Origin of the sequence: Pantoea brenneri (assembly GCF_038594305.1) — a bacterium.
Taxonomy (GTDB): domain Bacteria; phylum Pseudomonadota; class Gammaproteobacteria; order Enterobacterales; family Enterobacteriaceae; genus Pantoea; species Pantoea brenneri.
This window is the reverse complement of record NZ_JBCGBG010000001.1, coordinates 748,702-772,621: the sequence shown is the minus strand read 5'-3', so window position 1 is coordinate 772,621 and position 23,920 is coordinate 748,702. Positions and strand designations below refer to the sequence as shown.

22 protein-coding genes are annotated in these 23,920 nt (G+C 54.6%); 7 read left to right on the top strand and 15 right to left on the bottom strand.

The window, feature by feature from the left end; all coding sequences use genetic code 11:
* Positions 1-146: 146 nt before the first annotated feature.
* Positions 147-1,631 carry a sodium/proline symporter PutP gene (putP, locus tag AABB92_RS03480; RefSeq protein WP_031378122.1) on the bottom strand — a complete coding sequence of 495 codons (1,485 nt, stop codon included), beginning with the start codon at positions 1,629-1,631 and terminating at the stop codon, positions 147-149.
* Positions 1,632-2,079: 448 nt separating this feature from the next.
* Between putP and putA the strand changes: the two genes are divergently transcribed.
* Entirely contained in the window at positions 2,080-6,027 is a 3,948-nt protein-coding gene (gene putA / locus AABB92_RS03475) for a trifunctional transcriptional regulator/proline dehydrogenase/L-glutamate gamma-semialdehyde dehydrogenase (protein ID WP_046288255.1), read from the top strand.
* 1,309 nt (positions 6,028-7,336) lie between these two features.
* Here the strand turns inward: putA and AABB92_RS03470 are convergent.
* The 9 genes from AABB92_RS03470 to AABB92_RS03430 form a co-directional block, all read right to left on the bottom strand.
* A complete protein-coding gene (locus AABB92_RS03470; RefSeq protein ID WP_031375102.1) occupies positions 7,337-8,419 on the bottom strand; it encodes an acyltransferase family protein in 1,083 nt (360 codons plus the stop codon).
* Between the two features lie 476 nt (positions 8,420-8,895).
* Complete coding sequence (gene tcyN / locus AABB92_RS03465; protein ID WP_031375101.1) at positions 8,896-9,648, bottom strand: L-cystine ABC transporter ATP-binding protein TcyN; 753 nt, start codon at positions 9,646-9,648, stop codon at positions 8,896-8,898.
* Positions 9,645-10,313 (bottom strand): cystine ABC transporter permease, encoded by a 669-nt coding sequence (gene tcyL, locus AABB92_RS03460; protein WP_031375100.1) that lies wholly within the window; start codon positions 10,311-10,313, stop codon positions 9,645-9,647. Before tcyL ends, tcyN begins: the two co-directional genes overlap by 4 nt.
* Entirely contained in the window at positions 10,313-11,113 is an 801-nt protein-coding gene (gene tcyJ / locus AABB92_RS03455; RefSeq protein ID WP_031375099.1) for a cystine ABC transporter substrate-binding protein, read from the bottom strand. Before tcyJ ends, tcyL begins: the two co-directional genes overlap by 1 nt.
* A gap of 111 nt (positions 11,114-11,224) precedes the next feature.
* Positions 11,225-12,211, bottom strand: coding sequence for a D-cysteine desulfhydrase (locus AABB92_RS03450; RefSeq protein ID WP_031375098.1), 987 nt, complete (start codon positions 12,209-12,211; stop codon positions 11,225-11,227).
* 198 nt (positions 12,212-12,409) lie between these two features.
* Positions 12,410-12,913, bottom strand: a complete 504-nt coding sequence (fliZ, locus tag AABB92_RS03445; RefSeq protein ID WP_031375097.1) for a flagella biosynthesis regulatory protein FliZ — start codon at positions 12,911-12,913, stop codon at positions 12,410-12,412.
* Positions 12,914-12,963: 50 nt separating this feature from the next.
* Positions 12,964-13,686: an RNA polymerase sigma factor FliA gene (locus AABB92_RS03440; RefSeq protein WP_031375096.1), complete on the bottom strand. Its 723-nt coding sequence runs from the start codon at positions 13,684-13,686 to the stop codon at positions 12,964-12,966.
* A 145-nt stretch (positions 13,687-13,831) separates the two neighbouring features.
* Positions 13,832-14,800 carry an HNH endonuclease signature motif containing protein gene (locus tag AABB92_RS03435; RefSeq protein ID WP_031375095.1) on the bottom strand — a complete coding sequence of 323 codons (969 nt, stop codon included), beginning with the start codon at positions 14,798-14,800 and terminating at the stop codon, positions 13,832-13,834.
* Between the two features lie 392 nt (positions 14,801-15,192).
* Positions 15,193-16,521: a FliC/FljB family flagellin gene (locus AABB92_RS03430; RefSeq protein ID WP_031375094.1), complete on the bottom strand. Its 1,329-nt coding sequence runs from the start codon at positions 16,519-16,521 to the stop codon at positions 15,193-15,195.
* Between the two features lie 337 nt (positions 16,522-16,858).
* On the opposite strand from AABB92_RS03430, the gene fliD reads away from it, so the two are divergent.
* The 4 genes from fliD (at position 16,859) to amyA (ending at position 20,645) form a co-directional block, all read left to right on the top strand.
* Positions 16,859-18,277, top strand: coding sequence for a flagellar filament capping protein FliD (gene fliD / locus AABB92_RS03425; RefSeq protein ID WP_031375093.1), 1,419 nt, complete (start codon positions 16,859-16,861; stop codon positions 18,275-18,277).
* A gap of 8 nt (positions 18,278-18,285) precedes the next feature.
* Positions 18,286-18,693: a flagellar export chaperone FliS gene (gene fliS, locus AABB92_RS03420; protein WP_031375092.1), complete on the top strand. Its 408-nt coding sequence runs from the start codon at positions 18,286-18,288 to the stop codon at positions 18,691-18,693.
* Positions 18,693-19,058, top strand: coding sequence for a flagella biosynthesis regulatory protein FliT (gene fliT, locus AABB92_RS03415; RefSeq protein WP_031375091.1), 366 nt, complete (start codon positions 18,693-18,695; stop codon positions 19,056-19,058). The genes fliS and fliT overlap by 1 nt, the downstream gene beginning before the upstream one ends.
* A 105-nt stretch (positions 19,059-19,163) precedes the next feature.
* A complete protein-coding gene (amyA, locus tag AABB92_RS03410) occupies positions 19,164-20,645 on the top strand; it encodes an alpha-amylase (protein ID WP_031375090.1) in 1,482 nt (493 codons plus the stop codon).
* A gap of 47 nt (positions 20,646-20,692) precedes the next feature.
* On the opposite strand, the gene yedD is transcribed toward amyA, so the two are convergent.
* Positions 20,693-21,175 (bottom strand): lipoprotein YedD, encoded by a 483-nt coding sequence (gene yedD, locus AABB92_RS03405; RefSeq protein ID WP_031375089.1) that lies wholly within the window; start codon positions 21,173-21,175, stop codon positions 20,693-20,695.
* Between the two features lie 246 nt (positions 21,176-21,421).
* Here yedD and AABB92_RS03400 point away from each other — a divergent pair, with 246 nt between their 5' ends.
* Positions 21,422-21,745 (top strand): DUF6388 family protein, encoded by a 324-nt coding sequence (locus AABB92_RS03400; RefSeq protein ID WP_031375088.1) that lies wholly within the window; start codon positions 21,422-21,424, stop codon positions 21,743-21,745.
* A gap of 201 nt (positions 21,746-21,946) precedes the next feature.
* On the opposite strand, the gene iraP is transcribed toward AABB92_RS03400, so the two are convergent.
* Positions 21,947-22,243: an anti-adapter protein IraP gene (iraP, locus tag AABB92_RS03395; protein WP_031375087.1), complete on the bottom strand. Its 297-nt coding sequence runs from the start codon at positions 22,241-22,243 to the stop codon at positions 21,947-21,949.
* 177 nt (positions 22,244-22,420) lie between these two features.
* On the opposite strand from iraP, the gene AABB92_RS03390 reads away from it, so the two are divergent.
* Positions 22,421-22,660, top strand: a complete 240-nt coding sequence (locus AABB92_RS03390; RefSeq protein WP_031375086.1) for a DinI-like family protein — start codon at positions 22,421-22,423, stop codon at positions 22,658-22,660.
* A gap of 38 nt (positions 22,661-22,698) precedes the next feature.
* On the opposite strand, the gene AABB92_RS03385 is transcribed toward AABB92_RS03390, so the two are convergent.
* The 3 genes from AABB92_RS03385 to AABB92_RS03375 form a co-directional block, all read right to left on the bottom strand.
* Positions 22,699-22,965: a hypothetical protein gene (locus AABB92_RS03385; RefSeq protein ID WP_031375085.1), complete on the bottom strand. Its 267-nt coding sequence runs from the start codon at positions 22,963-22,965 to the stop codon at positions 22,699-22,701.
* Positions 22,966-23,127: 162 nt separating this feature from the next.
* Entirely contained in the window at positions 23,128-23,439 is a 312-nt protein-coding gene (locus AABB92_RS03380) for a hypothetical protein (protein ID WP_342550261.1), read from the bottom strand.
* Between the two features lie 13 nt (positions 23,440-23,452).
* Positions 23,453-23,839, bottom strand: a complete 387-nt coding sequence (locus AABB92_RS03375; protein ID WP_031375083.1) for a hypothetical protein — start codon at positions 23,837-23,839, stop codon at positions 23,453-23,455.
* Positions 23,840-23,920 lie beyond the last annotated feature (81 nt).

Sequence of the window (23,920 nt, the reverse complement as noted above, 5' to 3'; positions counted from 1 at the left end):
TAAAATGTAAACGATACCGATTATCATTATCGCCACGAAAAAAACAAGTTGCCGGATGAGATAATTTCGCATTTGAGTGGTTTATCTTTGTAACAAAAAAAAGCCCGCCACGATTAACCGGCGGGCTTTTTTACGCTCTGCGCGCGTTATTTAGTCTGGAACTCCGCTTCCGCGGCGGCAAAACGCTGCTGTGCTTCGGCTGAAGGTTCACGTCCCATCAGGCTGAACACCACGATGGCGATGCTGGCGAACAGGAAGCCCGGGATGATTTCATACAGGCCGAGCCAGCCATATTGCTTCCACACCAGCACGGTTAACGCGCCGATGATCATGCCCGCCAGCGCGCCGTTGCGGTTCATGCGCTTCCAGCACACCCCGAACAGCACCACCGGACCAAACGCTGCCCCGAAGCCCGCCCAGGCGTAGCTTACCAGGCCCAGCACCCGGTTCTCCGGATTAGACGCCAGCGCGATAGCGATTAACGCCACCAGCAGCACCATCAGACGTCCGACCCACACCAGCTCTTTCTGGCTGGCGTTTTTTCGCAGCAAACCTTTATACAGATCTTCAGTCAGGGCGCTGGAGCAGACCAGCAGTTGGCAGCTCAGGGTCGACATCACCGCCGCCAGAATCGCTGACAGCAGAATACCGGCCACCCACGGGTTAAACAGGATACGCGCCAGTTCGATAAACACCCGCTCCGCGTTGTCATTGACGCCCGCCGCCAGGGTCGGGTTGTTCTGGAAATAAGCGATACCGAAGAAGCCCACGCCGACCGCACCGGCCAGGCAGAGGATCATCCAGGTCATACCGATACGGCGTGCGGTGCGGATTGAACGGTGGGAGTCGGCCGCCATAAAGCGCGCCAGGATATGCGGCTGACCAAAATAGCCCAGTCCCCAGCCAAGCAGTGAAATCACCGCGACAAAGTTCAGACCTTTCAGCATGTCGAGGTTTTCGAGGCTTTTCGCTTCAATCACGGCCATGGAGTCAGACCAGCCGCCGACCGCGATGATGACAAACACCGGCGTCAGAATCAGCGCAAAAATCATCAGGCTGGCCTGCACCGTGTCAGTCCAGCTCACCGCGAGGAAACCGCCAACCAGGGTGTAGAGGATGGTCGCGGCTGCGCCCGCCCACAGCGCCGTCTGGTAACTCATCCCAAAGGTGCTTTCGAACAAACGTGCGCCAGCCACCACGCCAGAAGCACAATAGATGGTGAAGAACACCAGGATCACGATGGCAGAAATGATGCGCAGGATTTTACTGTGATCTTCAAAGCGGCTGGTGAAAAAGTCCGGCAGCGTCAGCGCGTTATTGTGATGCTCAGTCTGTACCCGCAGGCGACCGGCAACAATTTTCCAGTTCAGCCAGGCACCAATCGTCAGGCCGATGGCAATCCAGCTCTCGGAGATGCCGGAGATGAAAATGGCACCGGGTAATCCCATCAGCAGCCAGCCGCTCATGTCTGACGCACCGGCAGACAGCGCCGTAACCACGCTGCCGAGACTGCGGCCGCCGAGGATATAGTCATCAAAGTTTTTGGTTGAGCGGTATGCCACAAAACCAATCAGCACCATCCCAAGAATATAAACTACAAAGGTCACCAGCATCGGTGTACTTAGACTCATCTGTCTCTCCACTTATTATTTGATATCCCAGAGAAATCGCCAGCTGCCTGCTTGCCGGAACGGGGCAAAACGGACCGATTATCCTCGTCAGGGCGTTAGCCATTTCCCTGCGGCGCGGTATCCTGCCGGAAAGGCGTTCGGCGCACAATGGATTTAACACAGGCGTTACAGCGATTTCACTAACCGATTGCGAAAAAGTGTTCAGAGGTTGCACTCGCTCACATAACGTCGGTTGCAACCCGGCGCAACCTCACATAAACCGCGCGTTGCCAGGCCCGTCAGGTTGGCGAGGATCTTGCAGCAATATCCGTGCCGCATTGCAAAAATTAACAATTGACGGCGTTAAAAGGGTGTTAACTGGCTCACATTTAACACGGTTGCACAAAGTTGCAACTTAAGTGATAGTGCAGCCACGCCGTATCGAACCACTATAAGGAGCACTGGAGTCATGGGTACAACCACCATGGGGGTAAAACTGGATGACGCGACACGTGAGCGCATCAAACTGGCTGCGCAGCGTATCGATCGCACGCCACACTGGCTGATTAAACAGGCGATCTTTAACTACCTCGGCCAGCTTGAGTCGGGCGATTCGCTGCCTGAAATCCCGTTATCCAGCCTGGCGACAGTGGAGGCTGATGAGGCGCTGACCGACGAGACGCATCAGCCGTTCCTTGACTTCGCAGAGCAGATTTTGCCGCAGTCGGTGACCCGTTCGACCGTGACCGCCGCCTGGCGTCGCCCGGAGACCGACGCGGTGCCGATGCTGCTGGAGCAGGCTCGCCTGCCTGCGGCGCTGGCGGAGAAAACCCATCAGCTGGCTTACCAGCTGGCCGACAAGCTGCGGCACCAAAAAGGAGCAACCGGACGCGCTGGCATGGTGCAAAGCCTTCTGCAGGAGTTCTCTTTATCCTCGCAGGAAGGTGTGGCGCTGATGTGCCTCGCCGAAGCGTTATTGCGTATCCCTGACAAGCCGACCCGCGATGCGCTGATCCGCGATAAGATCAGCAACGGCAACTGGCAGTCGCATCTCGGTCGCAGCCCGTCGCTGTTCGTTAACGCCGCCACCTGGGGCCTGCTGTTCACCGGCCGTCTGGTCTCAACCCATAACGAAGCCAATCTGTCGCGATCGCTGAACCGCATTATTGGCAAGAGCGGCGAGCCGCTGATCCGTAAAGGCGTGGATATGGCGATGCGTCTGATGGGTGAGCAGTTCGTCACCGGCGAAACCATTGCTGAAGCGCTGGCTAACGCCCGCAAGCTGGAAGAGAAAGGGTTCCGTTACTCTTACGACATGCTGGGTGAAGCGGCGCTGACCGCCAGCGATGCCAAAGCCTATCTGGTCTCCTACCAGCAGGCGATTCACGCCATTGGCAAAGCGTCCAATGGCCGCGGCATTTATGAAGGTCCGGGCATCTCGATCAAGCTGTCGGCGCTGCATCCGCGCTACAGCCGCGCTCAGTATGAGCGGGTGATGGAGGAGCTCTACCCTATTCTGAAATCGCTGACGCTACTGGCTCGCTCCTATGACATCGGCATCAATATTGATGCGGAAGAAGCTGACCGGCTGGAGCTGTCGCTCGACCTGCTGGAAAAACTCTGTTTCGAGCCGGAACTGGAAGGCTGGAACGGCATCGGCTTTGTCATCCAGGCCTACATGAAGCGCTGTCCGTTCGTGATTGACGAGCTGATCGACCTGGCACAACGGAGCCGCCGTCGCCTGATGATCCGTCTGGTTAAAGGTGCCTACTGGGACAGCGAAATCAAACGCGCCCAGATGGAGGGGCTGGAGGGCTATCCGGTCTATACCCGCAAGGTCTACACCGACATCTCTTATCTGGCCTGCGCCCGTAAACTGCTGGCGGTGCCGAACCTGATCTACCCGCAGTTTGCCACCCACAATGCCCATACGCTGGCGGCGATTTATCAGCTGGCTGGCAACAACTACTATCCGGGTCAGTATGAGTTCCAGTGCCTGCACGGCATGGGCGAACCGCTGTATGAGCAGGTGGTAGGCAAAGTGGCGGACGGCAAACTTAACCGTCCCTGCCGTATTTATGCGCCGGTCGGTACGCACGAAACGCTGCTGGCTTATCTGGTGCGTCGCCTGCTGGAAAACGGTGCCAACACCTCCTTCGTTAACCGTATCGCCGATACCTCACTGCCGATTGATGAGCTGGTCGCCGATCCGGTGACGGCGGTGGAGAAGCTGGGTGCCAGCGAAGGGGCGATTGGCCTGCCGCATCCGAAGATTCCTCTGCCGCGCGATTTGTATGGGGCTAACCGCGTCAATTCGGCCGGTCTGGATATGGCCAATGAACACCGTCTGGCCTCACTGTCCAGCGCCCTGCTGAGCAGTGCCGCGCAGCCGTGGCTGGCTCAGCCGATGATTGAAGGTGAGCTGAGTGAAGGTGAAAGCCGCACTATTGTTAATCCCGCTGCGCCGAACGATATTGTCGGACAGGTACGTGAAGCGACTGAGCAGGAAGTCTCTCAGGCGCTGGACGCGGCGGTCAACAGCGGCCCGATCTGGTTCGCCACTCCGCCTCAGGAGCGTGCTGCAATTCTGGAACGCGCGGCACAGATCATGGAAGGCCAGATGCAGCAGCTGATTGGCATTCTGGTGCGTGAAGCCGGTAAGACCTACAACAACGCCATCGCTGAAGTGCGCGAAGCGGTCGATTTCCTCTATTACTATGCCGGTATGGTGCGGGATGATTTCGATAACGAAACCCATCGCCCACTGGGTCCGGTGGTCTGTATCAGCCCGTGGAACTTCCCGCTGGCGATCTTTACCGGTCAGATTGCTGCGGCGCTGGCTGCGGGTAACAGCGTGCTGGCCAAACCGGCGGAGCAGACACCGCTGATTGCGGCGCAGGCGGTACAGATTCTGCTGGATGCGGGCGTGCCAGCTGGCGTGCTGCAACTGCTGCCGGGTCTGGGTGAAACGGTTGGCGCGCAGCTGACCGGCGACGATCGGGTTCGCGGCGTCATGTTCACCGGTTCAACCGCGGTTGCGACGCTGCTGCAACGTAATCTGGCCGGTCGTCTCGATCCGCAGGGTCGCCCGACGCCGCTGATTGCTGAAACCGGCGGAATGAATGCGATGATCGTCGACTCGTCCGCGCTGACTGAGCAGGTGGTGATTGATATCGTCGCATCTGCCTTCGACAGCGCCGGTCAACGTTGTTCTGCCCTGCGTCTGCTGTGCATTCAGGAAGATGTTGCCGACCACACCCTGAAGATGTTGCGCGGTGCGATGGCGGAATGCCGGATGGGTAATCCGGAGCGCCTGTCGACCGATATTGGTCCGGTGATCGATGCTGAAGCCAAAGCCAATATTGAGCGTCACATTCAGGCGATGCGCAATAAAGGCTTCACGGTCTATCAGGCGGTGCAGGAGAATCCACACGATAGCAAAGAGTGGAGCAGCGGCACCTTCATCAAGCCGACCCTGATTGAACTGGATCAGGTTAAAGATCTGGATAAAGAGGTGTTCGGCCCGGTACTGCACGTGGTGCGTTTCACCCGCAATAATCTGCCGCAGTTAATTGAACAGATTAACGCCTCGGGTTATGGCCTGACGCTGGGTGTACATACCCGCATCGACGAGACTATTGCTCAGGTGACGGCGAATGCCAGAGTCGGCAACCTCTACGTCAACCGGAATATGGTGGGCGCGGTGGTTGGCGTGCAGCCGTTTGGTGGCGAAGGATTATCCGGTACCGGCCCGAAAGCCGGCGGACCGCTCTATCTCTATCGTCTGCTGGCGCATCGTCCGGACGGCGCGCTGCGACTGACGTTTGATCGTCAGGATGCCGAGCGCCCTGCCGACAGCACCCTGCGTCAGGCGTTGCTGGCACCTCATCAGGCGCTGACGGGTTGGGCTAAAGAGAAGCCTGAACTGGCGGCGTTGTGCCAGCACTATGCCGATCTGGCGCAGGCGGGCGTAGTACGGTTACTGCCCGGTCCGACCGGCGAGCGCAACACGTTCTCGCTGTTGCCGCGTGATCAGGTGCTCTGCCTTGCCGACAACGAGCAGGATGCGTTAGTGCAACTGGCCGCCGTCACCAGCGTGGGCAGCAAGGCGCTGTGGCAGGATGATGAGTTGCATCGTCGCCTGCTGAATTCTCTGCCAGACGCGGTGAAAGCGCGTATTACCCTGGCGCGTGATCCGTTAGCGGCAGAATTTGATGCGGTGATTTATCACGGTGATGCCGATCAGCTGCGCACCCTGTGTGAGCAAATTGCCGCACGCGAAGGCGCGATTGTTTCGGTGCAGGGCTTCGCCCGCGGTGAGACCAATCTGCTGCTGGAACGGTTGCTGATTGAGCGTTCGCTGAGTGTGAATACCGCCGCAGCCGGCGGGAATGCCAGTCTGATGACAATCGGGTAAGGAGCTGCGTGTTCGCTGTGCGAACGGGGCTGAGAGGGTTTCGTTCACATGGTGGCCACGGGCTGGGGTTCGCTGCGCGAACGGGGCTGAGAGGGTTTCGTTCGCCAGCCGGTGAGGTTTGGCGGTTCGCTGCGCGAACGGGGCTGAGAGGGTTTCGTTCGCCGGCCGGCTGTGGCAGTTTCAGCTTCGCCGCTGCCGGCGACCGACAAGGGGCCGCCAGTCGCCGCGCCCCCTTGACCCCGGGCTCCGGCCTGCTTCACCGCCGCTTCGCGGTCCCTTCGCCTCTTCCGGATTTCTCACGGACCGGCGGGACGCGCCATCCCTGGCACGATCCCGACTCTTCGCGACCTCCCTGTCGCTCGTCCTGAAATCCCTCATCGGCTCAGCGCTTCAGATGGCCTCCCAACCCCTCGCTGTTATTTCTTTTTTTATGACGGGTACTTTATCGCTGTCGGTTTTTGGGATTGCCTCTGGCTTTCGGCTCAGCAGACAAAATGTTATTCAACCCACCCGCTGTTATCTCTTTTTTTATGTTAGGTATTTTATCGCTGTGGGTTTTTGGAATTGTCTTTTCTATCGGGTCGGCAGACAGCGCGGCTTTGTAAATTGCAGCGGTTGTTTCGTCTTTTTCAAGTTGGGTTCGTCATCCCGGTAAATATTGAGGTTTGTCTTTGCAACGGGCCATCAGACAGCACGGCAACAGCGAAATGAAAAAATAATTACAGGCGGAGGTTTGTGAGAGGCGTCCGCAGCGCTGAGGAACAACCGGAGGCCAGGAGAGCCGACAGGAGGTCGGCGAAAGGACGGATCGCGCCACGGATGGCGCGTCCGGCCGGTCCGTCGGCCACAAGAAAGAGAGATTACAGACGAGGATTTTACCAGAGGCGTCCGCAGCGCTGAGAAGTGAACGGAGGCCAGGAGAGCCGACAGGAAGTCGGCGAAAGGACGGATCGTGCCACGGATGGCGCGTCCGGCCGGTCCGTCGGCCGCAGGGAGTGACGAAGGAACCGCGCGCAGCGTGGCGCGCAGGCCGCCGGACGCCGGGATTGTGAAGGGGCGGGCGTCCGCCCCTTGACGCGACCGCCTGCTCAGGCAATCTGAAACTCCCCATCGCCTGGCGGGCGTAAGCTCACTCAATGTCAGTCCGCAGCAAGCGCAACATTACTCAATGTCAGTCCGCAGCAAGCGCAACATTACTCAATGTCAGTCCGCAGCAAGCGCAACATTACTCTATGTCAGCCCGCAGCAAACGTAACCCGCCCATACCGAGGGCGACTACCCTGCCCCGGCAGCCCGCGGCTAAGCGCATTCACGAAACCTCACTGGCTCGCTCCCGCTTCATCAGCGTCGGGAATATAAACAGCGACTGTCCCAATCCGCGGTTGGTCAACGACCAGAGCGCCACCGAGCAGAGCGAACAGATCCCGACAATCGCCACCGGATAGAAACAGGCCCAGAGGAACGAAAACCACGCCTGATTAAACAGATGGTGACGCTGGGCAAACAGAATCGCTGACATGCCGAAAAACTCAATGAAAATGCGGTGTATCACATAAATCTGCAACGTATTGCGGCCGATCCAGTTCATATAGCGCATGCTGAAATGCTGATTCAGCCAGCGACAGGCCGCGATACTGAACAGCACCGCCAGAATGCACATGAACAGGCTCTTATCCAGCCCGAAAATAACGTGAATGCCCGCCAGCGCCGCCAGTACGGCCCACGGCATCAGGTTTTCACGCCGCCATTCGCTGAGGCGCAGCATAGTCTGACTCCAGAAAGCGCCCAGCAGGAAGAACAGGAAATATTGCGCCAGGCTTTGTGGTCCCCAGTAGGGAATAATTTTCTCCACCGCCAGATAGTTCAGCACAATCGCCGCCACCATCAGCACCAGTTTATATTGGCGAAAAACTTTGGCGCAGAGGAAATAGAGACCAAGCCCGTACAGATACCATGAGGTGCTCATGGCCATAAACGTTAGCTTAAGAAATTCTAATAGCGAACCCGCATAGGCTGCATTCAGATTCTGGGAAATACGCTGACCGGTAATTTCGGTGGAGATGCCGAGAATCGACCACCACTGAATAAAGCCCCATAAAATATAGAGATAAAAGAGATTGGTGATCCGGCTGGTAAATACCTGCTTCCACGGTCGATTAATAATACCGTTGGTCGCCAGCAGGCCTGAAACAAAGAAAAACGCCGGCATACGTAACGGTGACAGGACCGTATTAAACTGCACCCATATTTCAGCGGGTAGCCATCCGGCAGAAAGATATTTCAGCGTCCCTTCAAAACCCGGCAGCACCGTGTGGTACAGGACCACCAGTAAAATACAGCCCCCTTTCAGGGTATTCACCCACATTATTTGCTCTGGCTTGGTGTTGTTCATTCAATGACTCCTGCTGTGTAGGTCAGAATGCTGAAAAGTAAAAGCGAGGAAATCAGTATTGCTTTTATGGTTATCCAGCGATTATTCGTCATTGAACCGGTGGTGAATGTAGCGAAAGTCTTAAAAAATGCGGCGTGGTCCTGATGCTACAGTTATTTACCGAGTTGAACGTTTCCTTACACTTATCAATAAATAGCCAGGCAGCGGCTTTATTTACCCTTATTGCGGTGAAAAAGATAATATTACTGGAGAGTCACCACGGTTTAAATAAGAGAAAGTGGCAACTCTAAAAGCCATGTAATAAACAATGAACAGAAAAGTTTTGTCAGATGTGGCAAAAGGTTTAACGGAGATTTAAAAATATATGATAGCGATGACTTTCAGCGCGAATAACCCCTTAGCAGCAGGGTTATTTTACGGAAAAACAGCGTTATTTAAACGGGTTAACGCAGCCTTCCCGAAGGAAGGCTGCGGCGTTACTGACTCAGAAATTTGTCGAGGAACTGACGGGTTCGCGGTTGTTGCGGGTTACTGAACAACGCTTTCGCCTCGCCCTGCTCCACAATGCGGCCCTGGTCCATAAAAATAGCGCGGTCAGCCACGTCGCGAGCAAAGCTCATCTCATGCGTGACGATAACCATGGTGCGTTTCTCTTCGGCCAGGGCGCGGATGGTGTTAAGCACCTCGCCAACCAGTTCCGGATCCAGCGCCGAGGTCGGTTCATCAAAAAGAATCACCTCCGGCCGCATCGCCAGCGCCCGGGCGATGGCCACCCGCTGCTGCTGACCGCCTGACAAACGGCGCGGGTAACTCTGCTCTTTGCCATGCAGTCCGACTTTCTCCAGCAACTCACGGGCACGTGCCACCGCGTCCGCTTTGGCTTCGCGCTTGACGATTACCGGCCCTTCAATAATGTTCTCCATCACCGAACGGTGGGGAAACAGATTGAAGTTCTGGAAGACAAAGCCAACCTGCTGGCGCAGACGACGCACCTGCTCTTTCTGTTTACTCTGCGCCAGCGCCGCATCAACGGTAATATCCCCCACCCGGATGGTGCCGCTGTCCGGCACTTCCAGCAGGTTGATACTGCGCAGCAGCGTGGTTTTACCCGAACCGCTGGGACCGATAATCGCCACCACTTCGCCTGCCGCTACGTCGAGATCGATGCCATGCAGCACCGTCTGGCCATTGAAGGATTTCACCAGTTTTCTGACTTCGATGGCACTCATTTCGACTCCTGATCCTGACGATTAACATGCTGCTCCAGCCGGTTCTGCAGGGCGGACAGCACCGTCGCCATTACCCAGTAAATCAGCGAGGCAGCCAGATACATGGTGAACACTTCCAGCGTACGCGAGGTGATCAGCTGCGCCTGACGGAACAGCTCCGGCACCTGGATGGTCGCCGCCAGCGAGGTATCTTTTACCAGACTGATAAAGCTGTTACCCAGCGGCGGCAGCGCGGTCCGTGCCGCCTGCGGCAGTATCACCCGGCGCAGTGTTTGCCAGCGCGTCATGCCAATACTGGCCGCCGCTTCCCACTGGCCGCGCTCAATCGCAGAGATTGCGCCACGCAGTGATTCCGACGCATAAGCCGCGGTATTCAGCGACAGGCCAATCATGGCGGAGGGAATCGGATCCAGCTCGATACCAAACTGCGGTAAGCCGTAGTAGATCATAAACAGCTGGGCGATCAGCGGCGTACCGCGGAAGATCGAAACGTAGATCCGCGACAGCCAGCTAACCGGCCAGAAGCGTGACAACCGCATCAGTGCCAGAATGAACCCCAGCACCAGGCCGAAGAACATTCCGCCGATGCTGAGTTGCAGCGTAAACAGCGCGCCTTTTAATAAAAATGGTGCTGAATCCAGCACCAGTTGAAGACTTTCCTGCATTATTTAGTCACGTCCGCGCCAAACCATTTTTCAGACAGCTTGCTCAGTGAGCCATCTTTCTGCATCTCTGCAATAGCCTGATCAATCGCTTTCAGCAGATCGTCATTGCCTTTACGCACCGCCACGCCAGACTCCTGACGGGAGAAAGCGTTGCCTGCTACGGCCATGGTATCGCCGGTTTTCTTCACCAGATCCAGTGCTGCCAGGCGGTCCACCAGAATGGCGTTCAGACGGCCAGAACGCAGATCCTGATATTTGGTCGGGTCATCATCATAGGTACGGACATCAACGCCCTTCACGTTCTCACGCAACCACTGTTCGTAGTTGGTACCCAGACCGACGCCGACCTTTTTACCTGCCAGATCCTCAGGTTTGGTGATGCTACCGGCGTTGGCTTTCATGGTCAGCGCCTGAATGCCCGAGATGGTATACGGCGTAGAGAAGTCATACTTCTTCTTGCGCTCGTCAGAGATGGTGACCTGGTTAATCACCACATCAATCCGTTTCGCATCCAGCGAGGCCAGCATGCCGTCCCACTTGGTTGGTTTCAGGCTGGCCTTAACGCCCATGTGCTGCGCCAGTTGTTGCGCGAACTCCGCTTCAAAGCCGGTCAGCTTGCCGTTCTCATCCTGGAAGCTGAACGGCGGATAGGTACCTTCCAGTCCCACCAGCAGCGTGCCGCGCTCTTTAATTTTATTCAGCAGATTTTCAGCTGCGAAGGTTTTAACGTTGACGCCCGCGACCAGCGCCACGGCCATCACGCCCATCACCAACTGGCGACGTACAAGAGAAAAGGTCATATTCACCCCATTATTGATTGTGTTGTGTGTATTTTATAACGGCAACGCCGCTACATTGCTGCCGGTCCATCGTGATAACGGCAAGATTATAAACTGTTTTTTTTGCTTGTCTCAGACCGAAGGATGATAAGCAAATAACGCCGGCGCGCCGCCAGTATGAATAAACAGCAGCGGGCCTTCCCGGCGGAAACGGTTCTGGCTGATGCCATCCAGCAACCCCGCCATCGCCTTACCGGTATAGACCGGATCCAGCAGAATGCCTTCCAGCTGCGCCAGCAGTTTCACCGCCGCCATGCCCTCGTCGTTCGGTTCACCGTAGCGTGGTGCATAATACTCATCCCACAGCGTAATCGGCGCGGTAGCGGGCACTTCAAGCTGGGCTGCCAGTGGCTGGCGCAGACGCTCAACCAGCGGCAACTGAGCCTCAGCCTGACGGGAAACGGTCACCCCCACCAGCTCGGTATCCGGTAACAGCTGTTCAAGGCCAACCGCCAGCCCGGCATGGGTGCCGGCGCTGCCAGAGGCGACGATAACGGCGGCAAAATCCACCACCTCTTCGCTCTGATGGGCAATCTCCTGCGCGCAGCCGACATAGCCTAACGCACCCAGCGTATTCGAGCCGCCGACCGGCACGATATAAGGCCGGAAACCCTGCGCCTCAAGCCGTGTTGCCTGTTCCGCCAGCTGCTCCGCCGGACGATCCAACGCATCGACCATGATCACCTCGGCGTCCATCAGATCCAGCAGCAGCCGGTTACCGTTGCTCAGGTAGTTTTCTGCATGGGTGCCGATTGGGTTTTCCAGCAGGGCAACGCATTTCAGACCCAGACGGGCCGCGACGGCTGCGGTCTGGCGCACATGGTTGGACTGAATCGCTCCGGCAGTCAGCAGCACATCGGCCCCTTCGCGCAGCGCGTCGGCCGCCAGATACTCCAGCTTACGCAGCTTGTTGCCGCCCATCGCCACCGGCGTGACATCATCGCGCTTGATGAAAATATCGCGGCCGAGATAGTCGGAGAGTCGTGGCAGATGCTCTAACGGGGTTGGCGCGCCCAGCAGTTCAAGGCGGGGAAACTGGTGTAAAAGATGTAAAGACAATGCTGCCTCCATTCGGGCATTGGAAATTATCCTTACAGTGTTGCAGAAGATGCGAAAAGGATCACCCTGATTCAGGTGGCGGGAGATGCGGTGATGGGCAAAACAGGCGTGCTCCCCCGTCCCGCCCTTTTCAGCAGCGTGAAAATGGCGGGGACGTACCGGCGGTACGCGGGGGAGCAATGGGTGCACAGCGGAGCGTTAGCCCTGTTGCCACCCTAAGAACTGATCGTATTTGCGCAGCGCAATACGGTAATTATTATTGCCCGCATCCGGCAGGTCGCTTTCCAGACATTGATGCCAGCTATTGCCCTGCAGCCGATCGGCCGGGAAATTTTTCGCTTTCAGCATGTCGTCCAGCCGACGCAGCCGCACCACGTATTCCCGTATGGTGCTGGGGCTCATCTCTGTCTGTTCGAACAAATACTGTTTGAACGCCATAATGTCGAAGTAATTAGGATGGGTATTACAAAAAATATCGCTACAAAAGCGACAGAGCGCAGTCAGTTCTGGCTGAAGTTTCAGCCACAGTTGCTCATCAATCATCTGGTCCATCCGAGCGATGGCCTCTTTATTGATGATCTGGCCACGAAAAACGAGCGCCATTCGATCTAATACCTTGCCACAGTGTGAACAGTTGCTCTGGCTGTGTTTATAGTCTTTAAGATAACGACTTAACGGTCTGGCCTTGGTCTTGGCTCCCATTGCTGAGTCCCCGGTTTCTTATATTTTTGAATCGCCAGGAACTGATACTGCTAGCGCGCTCCCGTAAGTCGGGCCCGCAGACGTTTAATCGCCTGACTGTGCAGCTGGCTGACACGGGATTCCCCCACATCAAGCACCGCGCCAATCTCTTTCAGGTTCAGTTCTTCCTGGTAGTACAGTGTCAGCACCATCTTTTCACGATCGGGTAACGCTTCGATCGCTTCGATGACGCGCTCACGCAGACTCCCTTCCATCAACTGATGAAGCGGGTTGGCCTCTTCATGCCCTTCCGTCACCAGTTCCGCACTGTCGCCATGTTCTTCCCGATACTCGTCGTAGGAAAAGAGCTGACTATTGTTGGTGTCCAGCAGGATCTGCCGGTACTCCTCCATCGAAACATTCAACTGCTGCGCGACTTCCTGCTCGGAGGCAGCACGACCCAGCGTCTGTTCCACCTTATGCATTGCCCCGGCCACCTCGCGCGCGTTACGACGAACGCTGCGTGGTGCCCAGTCCCGGCTGCGAAGCTCATCCAGCATTGCGCCGCGAATACGCTGCACGGCATAGGTGGTAAAGGCTGTTCCCTGTAGCGCGTCATAGCGCTCCACGGCATTTAACAGACCGATACCTCCGGCTTGCAGCAAATCGTCCAGCTCAACGCTGGCTGGCAGACGAACCTGCAGGCGCAGCGCTTCATGGCGCACCAGCGGCACGTAGCGCTGCCAGAGCGAATGCTTGTCCATCACGCCTTCGGCGGTATAGAGATCGTTCACGTTGACTACCCTGCGTTAATGAAGTTATCGGCATGATTATCCAATTCTGTAGGGTTATTGATTGGGGGAATAGGCGGGGTAAAACGAGGTTATTTCATTTTTGTTATGTCAGGGGAGCCGATCCTTCGTTCCCCCTTCACATTGGCTAGCGTCGCGCCCGCAGCCGTTGGCGCGTCGCGGGTGGTACCGCCGACCACAGGCTGCAGATACGGCCATTTAGCTCCTGATAATAAGGGCTTATGTTGGTCTGCGCTTCTTCGCTGGGGTGTACCTGGATCTGTCCCGACTCACCATCAATGCTTATCAGTCGGTTGAGGAAAAGCCGTTGCAGATCGCTACGCAGGAATAAGCCGTTGTCGACGCTGTTATCCGCCAGTCCCCCTTCATCATTCTCCTGCGTATCGATATGACAGGCTTCTACCCACGGCCAGTTATGCCGATCGGTCAGCCGGGTTCCGGTCATCACGCAGGCGCCGTAGCGCGCTTTGACGCCCGCACTGAACTCGGCCTGGCTGGCGCGCTGCAGTACTCTTGCCTTCACCCGCCGCCCCACTTCGGTGCCCGGCATCACTGCGGCAGGCACCTTGTGCTGCGGCGTACTCAGCACCACGATGAACTGAATGCGGCGTGACTGAGGAAAACAGGGATTAGCCTGCGGGTTGAACAGCTGCCAGTAGGCTTCTTCCTCATCCTGGTGCATCAGCACCAGTTTGTAGCCGCGGCTGTTGAGCAGGTTCTGGGCGGTGGCAGAATGGGGATCGATCATCGCAAACACCTGACTGCTGCCCATCACCTTCCACAGATTGTCGCGTTTCTCTTTCTCGCTGCGGCGGAAATAGAGGAAAGAGAGGTTTTGCTTCAGGTAGTGCTCAAAGCGGCGCAGGTAATTTTTACGTTCATTATCGTTGGCGATGAACAGCAGATCCTCCAGCGGACTGTTGCTCTCTTCCTGCGCGAACACCGCACGGATTTTCAGGGTGCGAAAGCTGGTTGACGGGCTGAGCAGCGCGCGCGCCGTCAGCTCCTTCTCCTCAGGATATTGCTGGGCATAGCGCAGCGCGATCTCCTCAAAGGTCAGCCGCTCACCCGGTAACAAGTCATAATTGAAGCGCATAGACACTCCACAAAATAAGGAAAATGGATCAAAAGTGATGTTGTTCTGCAAGGAGTTATCGGCAGGCTGGAGGGGAACTGTAACCGGGGGGTGAATAAGCGCAGCGCAGAACGATAAATAGTGCCACGGCAGGGTTATTCAGGGGGCGTTCAGCGAGCCACGGCATGACTTTTTTGACCGAAGCGTTCACGCTGATTCATCGATGGCAGACAGATTGAAACTTTATCAGCCCTGTTAAGCGGCGAACCTGCTGTTGCACTTCAAGGAATACAGTAAAGGCCAGACCCAATGAAGCGGTGATGCAGCGTTAGCCGGGCACGCGATGGAATACGCCTAAAACAGGCAAAAAAAAACCCTGCCGAAGCAGGGTTTTGAATTGGGGTGTAAGGCGATTAGCCCTGCAGCAGAGACAGAACCTGCTGTGGAACCTGGTTAGCTTTAGACAATACTGAGTTACCCGCCTGCTGTACGATCTGCGCTTTAGACATGTTTGAAACTTCAGTTGCGTAGTCAGCATCCTGAATACGAGACTGTGCTGCAGACAGGTTAGTGGTGGTGTTGTTCAGGTTAGTTACCGCTGAGTTCAGACGGTTCTGGACCGCACCCAGGCTTGAACGGAAGGTATCAACAGATGCGATAGCCTTGTCCAGCAGTGCCAGTGGATCATTAGTTGCAGCACCAGAGAACTCAGGAGTAGCCTTAGTATTACCTTTGCTTGTCAATTCAAGAGCCGTGGTGCCACCTGTTGCAATGTTAGTCGGTGTAGCACTACCAGTGTTAGCTAAAACATCGTCACCATCACCAGTGTCACCTGCGATGTAATTTTTACCTTGAACAGTAACAAAACCAACAGCATTACCATCTTTGTCAGCAGATACTTTAACAAACTGACCACTTTGGCTTGCACCACTTACACCGTTCACAGCATCATTATAATTTACGGTCGTAGTGTTCAGCGTAACTTTGCCGCCGGTACCTGCAGTTTTGTCCACAGAAACGGCATAGTTATCGCTACCAGAACTGACAACATAGTTAGCAGTTGAAGCGCCATCCTTGTCCAGCACGTTGTGCAGCGACAGAGAGCTTGCATCAACACCCAGTTTACTAGCAACATCAGACAAGTCTACTGCAGCCATTTTGCCGCTGGTATCACCAATCTGAGTAATAGAATCGCTAACTTTCAGGGAGTTTTTGGAAACAGAAAACCCTGACAGACCCAGAGTTGAAGAGTCAATCTTCTTCAGATCAATATTGATGGTTTCGCCGTCGTTTGCGCCAACCTGAATTTTCATTGCGCCGTCTTTAGCCAGCACGTTCACGCCGTTGAACTGAGTCTGACCCGATACGCGGTCGATTTCGCCCAGACGTGATTTGATTTCGTCCTGGATTGAAGACAGGTCTGAATCAGAGTTGGTACCGTTCTGAGCCTGTACGGTCAATTCACGAACACGCTGTAAGTTGTTGTTAATTTCTGACAGTGCGCCTTCAGTAGTCTGCGCAGCAGAGATACCGTCGTTGGCGTTACGAGCAGCCTGAGTCAGGCCCTTGATGTTAGAGGTGAAACGGTTGGCAATTGCCTGACCAGCAGCGTCATCTTTCGCGCTGTTGATACGTAAACCAGAAGACAGACGCTCCATTGAAGTAGACAGAGCTGACTGGTTCTTGTTGATGTTATTCTGAGTGATCAGCGAGAGGCTGTTGGTATTAATGACTTGGGCCATGATAAATTTTCCTGTTAATCAAGTCTTTCGGTTAAGGTGTGGGCTTCAACCCGCCGGCTTCAGCGCCGTCAAAGTTGTTATCGTCTGCCGTTAAACAACCTTTAGAATTTTTTTAGTACCAGGCGAATTTTTTTGCTTCAACCTGTCACGTTTTTGGTTATCGCCACCCTGCCGAACTTCTTTAGACTTAATTGATTAATTTTCTAGTCGTTGAAATACCCTTCTCTATAGTGCTTATTTACCTCATTACCCTAAGGCAAATAATTTTAAACTTTAGTTAATCAAGGCCGATAACCCTGGTAATCATTCTCCTTGTCGACCTTATAAAGGAATTATCATGGCTAGCATTACCAACCTTGGCGTAGGTTCCGGCCTGCCACTCAGTACTATGCTTGACAGTTTGACCACCGCTGAAAAAGCCTCACTCAAACCTATTTCAACCCAGCAGACGGCTTATACCGCCAAGCTAAGTGCCTATGCCACCCTGAAAAGTTCACTGACGACCTTCCAGACTGCAAACACCAAGCTGAACAGTGCCGACCTGTTTACCGCTACTACCGCGGCTAGCAGCTCTACAGCATTTAGCGCTACCACCTCTGGCAGCACCGTGGCAGGAAAATATGCGATTAATGTGACTCAGCTGGCACAGGCGCAGGTCCTGACCTCATCAGTGCAGAGCAGCAACACCGCCGCTCTGGGCGATAGTTCAGTGGCCAGTCGCAGCATTGCGATTACCTTAAAAGATGGCACCAGCAAGAGTGTGACGCTTTCCAGCGATCAGACTTCGCTGACCGGCATGCGTGACGCCATCAACAGCGCCAATGCTGGTGTCACCGCCAGCATTATTAAGGTATCGGACGGCAGTTTCCGCTTATCCATGAGCGCCAATAAAACCGGCAGCGACAATGCGGTGGCATCCATTGCCGTTACCGGCGACAGCACATTGCAGGGGATCATGGGTTTTGATGCATCTGCCAGCAGCAATGTAATGACAGAGAGCGTTAAGGCGCAGAATGCCCAACTGACCGTGAACAACGTGGCGATTGAGAACAGCAGCAATCAGATCAGCGACGCACTGGAAGGGATTACCTTAAATCTGACTGCGCAGACGGTTGGCGATCAGACACTGACGATTACCAAAGATACCTCAAAAGCTTCCAGCGCCATCAGCAGTTGGGTAGATGCCTACAATTCGTTGCTGGATCAGTTCAATACCCTGACTAAATACACCAAGGTTGATACCAATACGGATTCGCAGGACTCCAGCAATGGCGCACTGCTGGGTGACAGCACCCTGCGCACTATCCAGACCCAGTTGAAAGGCATGCTGACTAACGCGCAAAGCTCATCATCCTACAAATCACTGGGACAGATTGGCATAACCACCGATCCCCAGACGGGTTCATTGAAAATTGATTCCACTAAGGTTAGTGCCGCGCTGGATAAAGATGCCGCTGGCGTTAAAGAGATGATCGTGGGGGACGGGAAAACTACCGGCATTACCACCAAAATCGCTACCAACATCACAGGATGGTTGTCGTCCAAAGGGATTGTTCAGGCCGCCACCGATGGCGTCAGCAAGACACTGAATAACTTAACCACCCTTTATAACACTACTAGCGATCGCATTGACGCTGATATCGCACGTTATAAAACACAGTTTACCCAGCTGGATCTGGCCATCAGCAAACTCAATGCGACCAGTACTTATCTGACGCAACAGTTCGATACTTCAAATTCTTCAAGTAAATCATAGGAGTGACCATGTACAGTGCTACAGGCACCAAAGCCTATGCAAAAATCGGCGTGGAAAGCGCCGTGATGAGCGCCAGCCAGCAGCAGCTGGTGGTGATGTTGTTCGACGGCGCGCTCAGCGCGCTGATTCGCGCTCGTCTGTTTATGCAGGATGGCAATATTGAAGGCAAAGGTAATTCCATCTCTAAAGCCATCAATATCATTGAAGGAGGTCTGAAACAGGGCCTCAGTGAAAACAGTGGTGATGAGCTGGCAGATAACCTGCTGGGTCTTTACAACTACATGACGCGCCGCCTGCTGCAGGCCAACCTGCACAATGATGTTGAAGCTGTCGAAGAAGTCGAAGGCTTACTGCGCAACATCGCGGACGCGTGGAAAGAAGTGGTTCAACCTAACCTGATTCAGGACGCCGTTTAATGATTATTGCACCGCATCTGATTGCCGTTTACCAACAGTTACTCGATCTCAGCCAGGGAATGCTGCGTCACGCGGCGCAGGGCGAATGGGATGAATTGATCAGCCGGGAGATGGAGTATGTCAGCGCGGTGCAATCATTAGCGCAATCGACAGAGGCTGCCGCCCCATCGGTTCAGGTTCAGGAGCAACTGCGCCCGGTACTGCGCCATATTCTGGATAACGAAAGTGAAGTGAAACGCCTGTTGCAGGCGCGCATGGATGAACTGGCTTCGCTGGTCGGCCAGAACAGCCGCCAGAAATCGGTGCTTTCCGCCTACGGTAATCAGGGCGGTGTGGTGATGGTGCCACGCGAAACCCTCTCCTGATAATCTGCCCTCTCTCGCCGCGTTGAGATTTATTTTTCAGCGCGGCGCCTCTTTTTTGCCGCTTACTCCATACTTGATTCTCATCATCCCCCTGGAGTGCAGTAGATGCAAAACCCGACGTTATTACAGTTTTTCCATTGGTATTACCCGGATGGCGGCAAACTGTGGCCGGAAATCGCCGAGCGTGCCGCCTGGCTCAGTGAAATTGGCATCACCATGGCCTGGCTGCCGCCCAGCTATAAAGGGGAATCAGGTGGCTATTCTGTTGGTTACGACAGCTATGACCTGTTTGACCTCGGTGAATTCGATCAGAAAGGCAGCGTTGCCACCAAATATGGCGACAAGCAGCAGTTACTGGCAGCCGTCGAGGCGCTGCGCAGCCACAACGTCGGGGTAGTGCTGGACGTGGTGCTTAACCATAAAATGGGTGCCGATGAAAAAGAACAGATCAGCATCAACCGCGTCAATCCGGACAATCGCGACGAAATTTATGACGACGTGGTCGAATGCGAAGCCTGGACTAAATTCACCTTTCCGGTGCGCAACGGAAAATATTCAAAATTCGTCTGGGACCACAAATGCTTTAGCGGCGTAGACCATATTGAAAACCCGGATGAAAACGGCGTCTTCAAAATCATTAACGATTACACCGCCGAAGGCTGGAACGATCAGGTCGATAATGAGCTGGGCAACTTCGACTATCTGATGGGCGCGAACATCGATTTCCGCAACAAGGCGGTGAGCGAAGAGCTGAAGTACTGGGCGCGTTGGGTGATGGAACAGGTGCCATGCACCGGCTTCCGGCTTGATGCGGTGAAACACATTCCGGCCTGGTTCTATAAAGACTGGATCGATCACATTCAGGAAGTGGCTGAAGAGCCGATGTTTATCGTCGCTGAATACTGGTCGTTCGAAACCGATAAGCTGCAGGAGTATGTGCATCAGGTGGAAGGCAAAACCATGCTGTTTGATGCCCCACTGCACATGAACTTCCATCAGGCCTCCACCGCCGGCAGCGCTTACGATCTGAGCCAGATCTTTGCTAATTCGCTGGTGGTCGCCGATCCGTGGCATGCGGTAACGATCGTCGCCAACCACGACACGCAACCGCTGCAGTCGCTGGAAGCGCCGGTAGAAGCCTGGTTTAAACCGCTGGCCTACGCGCTGATTCTGCTGCGTGAACAAGGCGTGCCAACCATTTTCTATCCCGATCTGTTCGGTGCCAGTTATGAAGATACCGGCGGCGACGGCGAGAAACATAAGATTGAGATGCCGGTGATCCCGGAGCTGGAAGGGTTGATCCGCGCGCGCCAGCAGTATGGCTGGGGCGCACAGACCGACTATTTCGACCATCCCAACTGTGTCGCCTTTAGCCGCAGCGGCACCGAAACCCAGCCGGGCTGTGTGGTTATCATGTCGAATGGCGATGCAGGCGAGAAAAGCGTGGCGATGGGCGAAGGCTATGCCGGTAAGGTGTGGCGTGATTATCTGGCGAACCGCGAAGAGACCATTACCGCAGATGAACAGGGTAATGCGGTGTTTGTCTGCAACGCCGGCAGCGTCAGCGTCTGGGTGGTCGCAGACTAAGACTTAAAACAGAGGATCTGGCAGGGCTGACGCCCTGCCAGCGTCACTTATTGCGCTAATGCCGCCGCATTGTTTTCAGTGATGCGGGTATGCAACAGCTGAGGCTCAATATTCTGAATCACACTGGCCTTGGGTTGCTTCGCCACTTCGTCCAGCGCCTGCTGGCACTCCACGGTTGGACGTGCCACTTTACGCAGCGTCAGCCCGTCATAATTCAGTTCACCGTTATCAACCACCAGCGGCATCACCCGAACCTGACGCGTGACGTTGACATAATCGCCGCTCAGCAAGGTCAGTTTGCCCGGTTTGGCGATAACCCGCTGCCATTGACGGCAATCCAGTGTGCTGCCATCCGCATTGATAATCAGGCTGCCTATCGCCTGACCGCTAATCAGGCCACGCTGCGGACCGACCGTTTGCCAGTTACCCTGCAGATTAGCCGGTGCCGGCGTTTGTACCGCACTGTCATAGTCGTTGATTTGTGCACATCCGCTCAGCGCCAGCGCGGCAATCAGCATCCACTTTTTCATGTTTAATCCCTAAGATCGCATCAATGGCGGCTACGTTATAATTTTTCCCCTGAGGTGCGCAAGGTATCTGGCTGATCCAACCGCGCCCGGCGCGGTTTTTTTAGCGCTGCCGCGCAACTCAGGCAAACTCAGCCGATGCTAAGCGACATTTATCCGCTAACGCGCCAGTCTGCTTGCGCGCGTCCTGACAAGTCAGGCACAACCCGCTACACTGACGCGCTGCAACTGACTTTCAGGAACCTGGCTATGAAAACTCCAGAAGCGTATTACGCGCAGGCGCGCGAAATGTTCTTTACCGCCCATCCCGATTTCCAGGCGGCGCTTGATGAGCTGACCGAAAGCGATGCCCGCGCTGCCAATCTTTCCCTGCGCCAGCTGCGTGAATGGCACGCTGAACGCATCTATGCGGCCTTTTTACGTCAGAAGAATCTGGATGGAATGATTTTTTCGATTCAACTGGCTGAACCAGACAAAGCCGTGGCGGCTGAGGCAATCGAGACCTATCTCAAATCACATGCTGAATCACTGGGGATGAGCTGGGAAGAGTTTTGCATCAAAAACGAACTCTGATCGGGCGGGACTGGAAGGTGTATTTTTTATACACCTCCAACCAGTGGTTTAACCACCGATAAAGTTGTACAAGTACGAGGAAAGTGTATAACTTCATCGTACGACTTCGGTCGTGATTGTCCTTGAACGAATAGTGCTTTTGCACTGCCTCTGGAGGTGTTGCTGGATTTCCACCTCCAGAGGCGAATTTTTTTCCCGTCGCTACTCTTCTTCTGCCATCTTTCCTTTAACTTCCACATACTGTGCCACCGCCAGCAGACGATTAATGTGCGTCAGCAGCAGGTCAACGTCGGACTGCAAAAACTCGGTCGATGAACGTGAAGCCGTGACAATCGCATCCTGTACCGTCTCGGTGATGGTCAGCGTATTGTCCTGTTTGGCCTGCACCAGCAACGCAGCGACCAGCAGCGATTGCGCTTCGAGCTGAGCGGTCAGCTCTTTCGCGTCGACGTCCATTTTTGCCAGTTTTAGCAGAATATCAATGACCAGTTGTCGCATCGCACTTCTCCTGATGTATGGAGTGCCATTATGTCGCGATGATGCCGCAATAAGCCAGACCAGGATGCAGTCCGGCATAACATAAAAAAAATTAGCCGTAATCGGGCGCATCGCCTTGCCACTGTTTTTATTTACAGTATTATATCTCTGCGATTTTGCCCTGAATGGATTGCCATCATGTTTGTTGAGTTGATTTATGACAAGCGAAACGTAGCCGGTTTGCCGGGTGCTCGCGAGATGATTCTCGAAGAGCTGGAAAAACGGGTGCATCGGGTGTTTCCTGACATTGAAGTTAAGGTCAAGCCGATGGAACGTAACGCGATTGATACTGATTTGAGTAAGAACGATAAAGCGACGATTGCGCGGATAGTTGAAGAGATGTTCGACGAAGCGGAAATGTGGCTGGTGGCCGATTAATCCTTTAACGGCCACCGCATCAGTTAGCGGGAGGTCAATTAACTCTCCTGCTCACTGTGATTAATTTCGATTTCGATGTCCTGAATGGCGGCATCCAGATCTTCCAGCATCTTACCCTGCTTGTTGAGTAGTGCATCGATACGATCGGCGTTCACCTTATCTTTGTATTCACCCGCATCGAAGGCTAACCAATGAGTTGAAAGGGTCTCGGTGTTGGTTTGCGCGTAGTGTCGCATCTCTTTTAGCTGAGAGGTCACGTCACGTAGATAATCGTTTTTGGTCTTGGTTTCTGTTGAATCGCTCATGCTAAATGTCCTTCTGGTCAGTTATCCAAAGTGATTTGGCGTAGCGGTTCATCAACCGGCCAACCTGCGGGCGCCTTTCCTGCGAAAATCTCGAAAGAAAATGTCGCCCGGAGATTTAAATCTAGTCGATAATAGCGAAGCCGCACTAAGAATAATCGGAAGTTACGGTTTACGGCCGGAATGCGTCGCAGGCCCCTCACTTTCAATCACCACTTCCTTCACCTTATCGACCGTTTTGATCGCGGTGCGGTCCGGTATCGCATCGAGCTTATGCTGTAGCGCACTCACCTGATTGGTTAGCAAATCCACCCGCGCATCTCGTTTTGCGGCGACATTGCGGTAATCCTTGCGAATCTCCTCCACCCGCTTGTTGGCGGCATTATTGACGTAAAGAAACAGAATAGTCATCAGCACGCAGATCATCGAACAGCCGAGCATCACGCCGCCGAGAATAATCTTGCGTTTGAGGAGCATGGGTGTAACCGGACTATTTATCGTAACCATCGCTGCGATCCTCCAGAGTTGAGATAAGGCGATCGACTTCGTTGCGGAACTTATCGCTATGATCGGTCTCGGTCATGGCCAGCAAAATACCTAATGCATTTTTGATCAGCCGAAGATCGGTCTCGAGCATGGAGATACGCCGCAAATTTTTGTCGTGTCGTTCGCGTAGTTCATCGTTCTCTTCACGTATCAGTACGTTGCTCTCCTTCAGCAACACCACCTGCTCTTTGTAACTGGTTATAATTTCGCCGCCGGCCCGATTGCTGGTTACGATTGACGCAATGCCCGCCAATAACGGTTTCCAGAACAGTGCCGCCGCGCCCCCACCCAAAACCAACGCACCCATACTGGTAATTAAACTACTTTCCATGCCGCACCCCTCTACCCGGTAAGGTCACTGGAACACCACGGCGTGCTACAACAGGCACGTCCCCTGCCTGAAATTTAAGAT

What these genes read in the sequence shown, in the direction of transcription:
- putP (WP_031378122.1), bottom strand. Translation starts at nt 1,631, where the DNA reads ATGAGTCTAAGTACACCGATGCTGGTGACCTTTGTAGTTTATATTCTT.
- putA (WP_046288255.1), top strand. Translation starts at nt 2,080, where the DNA reads ATGGGTACAACCACCATGGGGGTAAAACTGGATGACGCGACACGTGAG.
- AABB92_RS03470 (WP_031375102.1), bottom strand. Translation starts at nt 8,419, where the DNA reads ATGAACAACACCAAGCCAGAGCAAATAATGTGGGTGAATACCCTGAAA.
- tcyN (WP_031375101.1), bottom strand. Translation starts at nt 9,648, where the DNA reads ATGAGTGCCATCGAAGTCAGAAAACTGGTGAAATCCTTCAATGGCCAG.
- tcyL (WP_031375100.1), bottom strand. Translation starts at nt 10,313, where the DNA reads ATGCAGGAAAGTCTTCAACTGGTGCTGGATTCAGCACCATTTTTATTA.
- tcyJ (WP_031375099.1), bottom strand. Translation starts at nt 11,113, where the DNA reads ATGACCTTTTCTCTTGTACGTCGCCAGTTGGTGATGGGCGTGATGGCC.
- fliZ (WP_031375097.1), bottom strand. Translation starts at nt 12,913, where the DNA reads ATGGGAGCCAAGACCAAGGCCAGACCGTTAAGTCGTTATCTTAAAGAC.
- AABB92_RS03435 (WP_031375095.1), bottom strand. Translation starts at nt 14,800, where the DNA reads ATGCGCTTCAATTATGACTTGTTACCGGGTGAGCGGCTGACCTTTGAG.
- AABB92_RS03430 (WP_031375094.1), bottom strand. Translation starts at nt 16,521, where the DNA reads ATGGCCCAAGTCATTAATACCAACAGCCTCTCGCTGATCACTCAGAAT.
- fliD (WP_031375093.1), top strand. Translation starts at nt 16,859, where the DNA reads ATGGCTAGCATTACCAACCTTGGCGTAGGTTCCGGCCTGCCACTCAGT.
- fliS (WP_031375092.1), top strand. Translation starts at nt 18,286, where the DNA reads ATGTACAGTGCTACAGGCACCAAAGCCTATGCAAAAATCGGCGTGGAA.
- fliT (WP_031375091.1), top strand. Translation starts at nt 18,693, where the DNA reads ATGATTATTGCACCGCATCTGATTGCCGTTTACCAACAGTTACTCGAT.
- amyA (WP_031375090.1), top strand. Translation starts at nt 19,164, where the DNA reads ATGCAAAACCCGACGTTATTACAGTTTTTCCATTGGTATTACCCGGAT.
- yedD (WP_031375089.1), bottom strand. Translation starts at nt 21,175, where the DNA reads ATGAAAAAGTGGATGCTGATTGCCGCGCTGGCGCTGAGCGGATGTGCA.
- AABB92_RS03400 (WP_031375088.1), top strand. Translation starts at nt 21,422, where the DNA reads ATGAAAACTCCAGAAGCGTATTACGCGCAGGCGCGCGAAATGTTCTTT.
- iraP (WP_031375087.1), bottom strand. Translation starts at nt 22,243, where the DNA reads ATGCGACAACTGGTCATTGATATTCTGCTAAAACTGGCAAAAATGGAC.
- AABB92_RS03390 (WP_031375086.1), top strand. Translation starts at nt 22,421, where the DNA reads ATGTTTGTTGAGTTGATTTATGACAAGCGAAACGTAGCCGGTTTGCCG.
- AABB92_RS03385 (WP_031375085.1), bottom strand. Translation starts at nt 22,965, where the DNA reads ATGAGCGATTCAACAGAAACCAAGACCAAAAACGATTATCTACGTGAC.
- AABB92_RS03380 (WP_342550261.1), bottom strand. Translation starts at nt 23,439, where the DNA reads ATGCTCCTCAAACGCAAGATTATTCTCGGCGGCGTGATGCTCGGCTGT.
- AABB92_RS03375 (WP_031375083.1), bottom strand. Translation starts at nt 23,839, where the DNA reads ATGGAAAGTAGTTTAATTACCAGTATGGGTGCGTTGGTTTTGGGTGGG.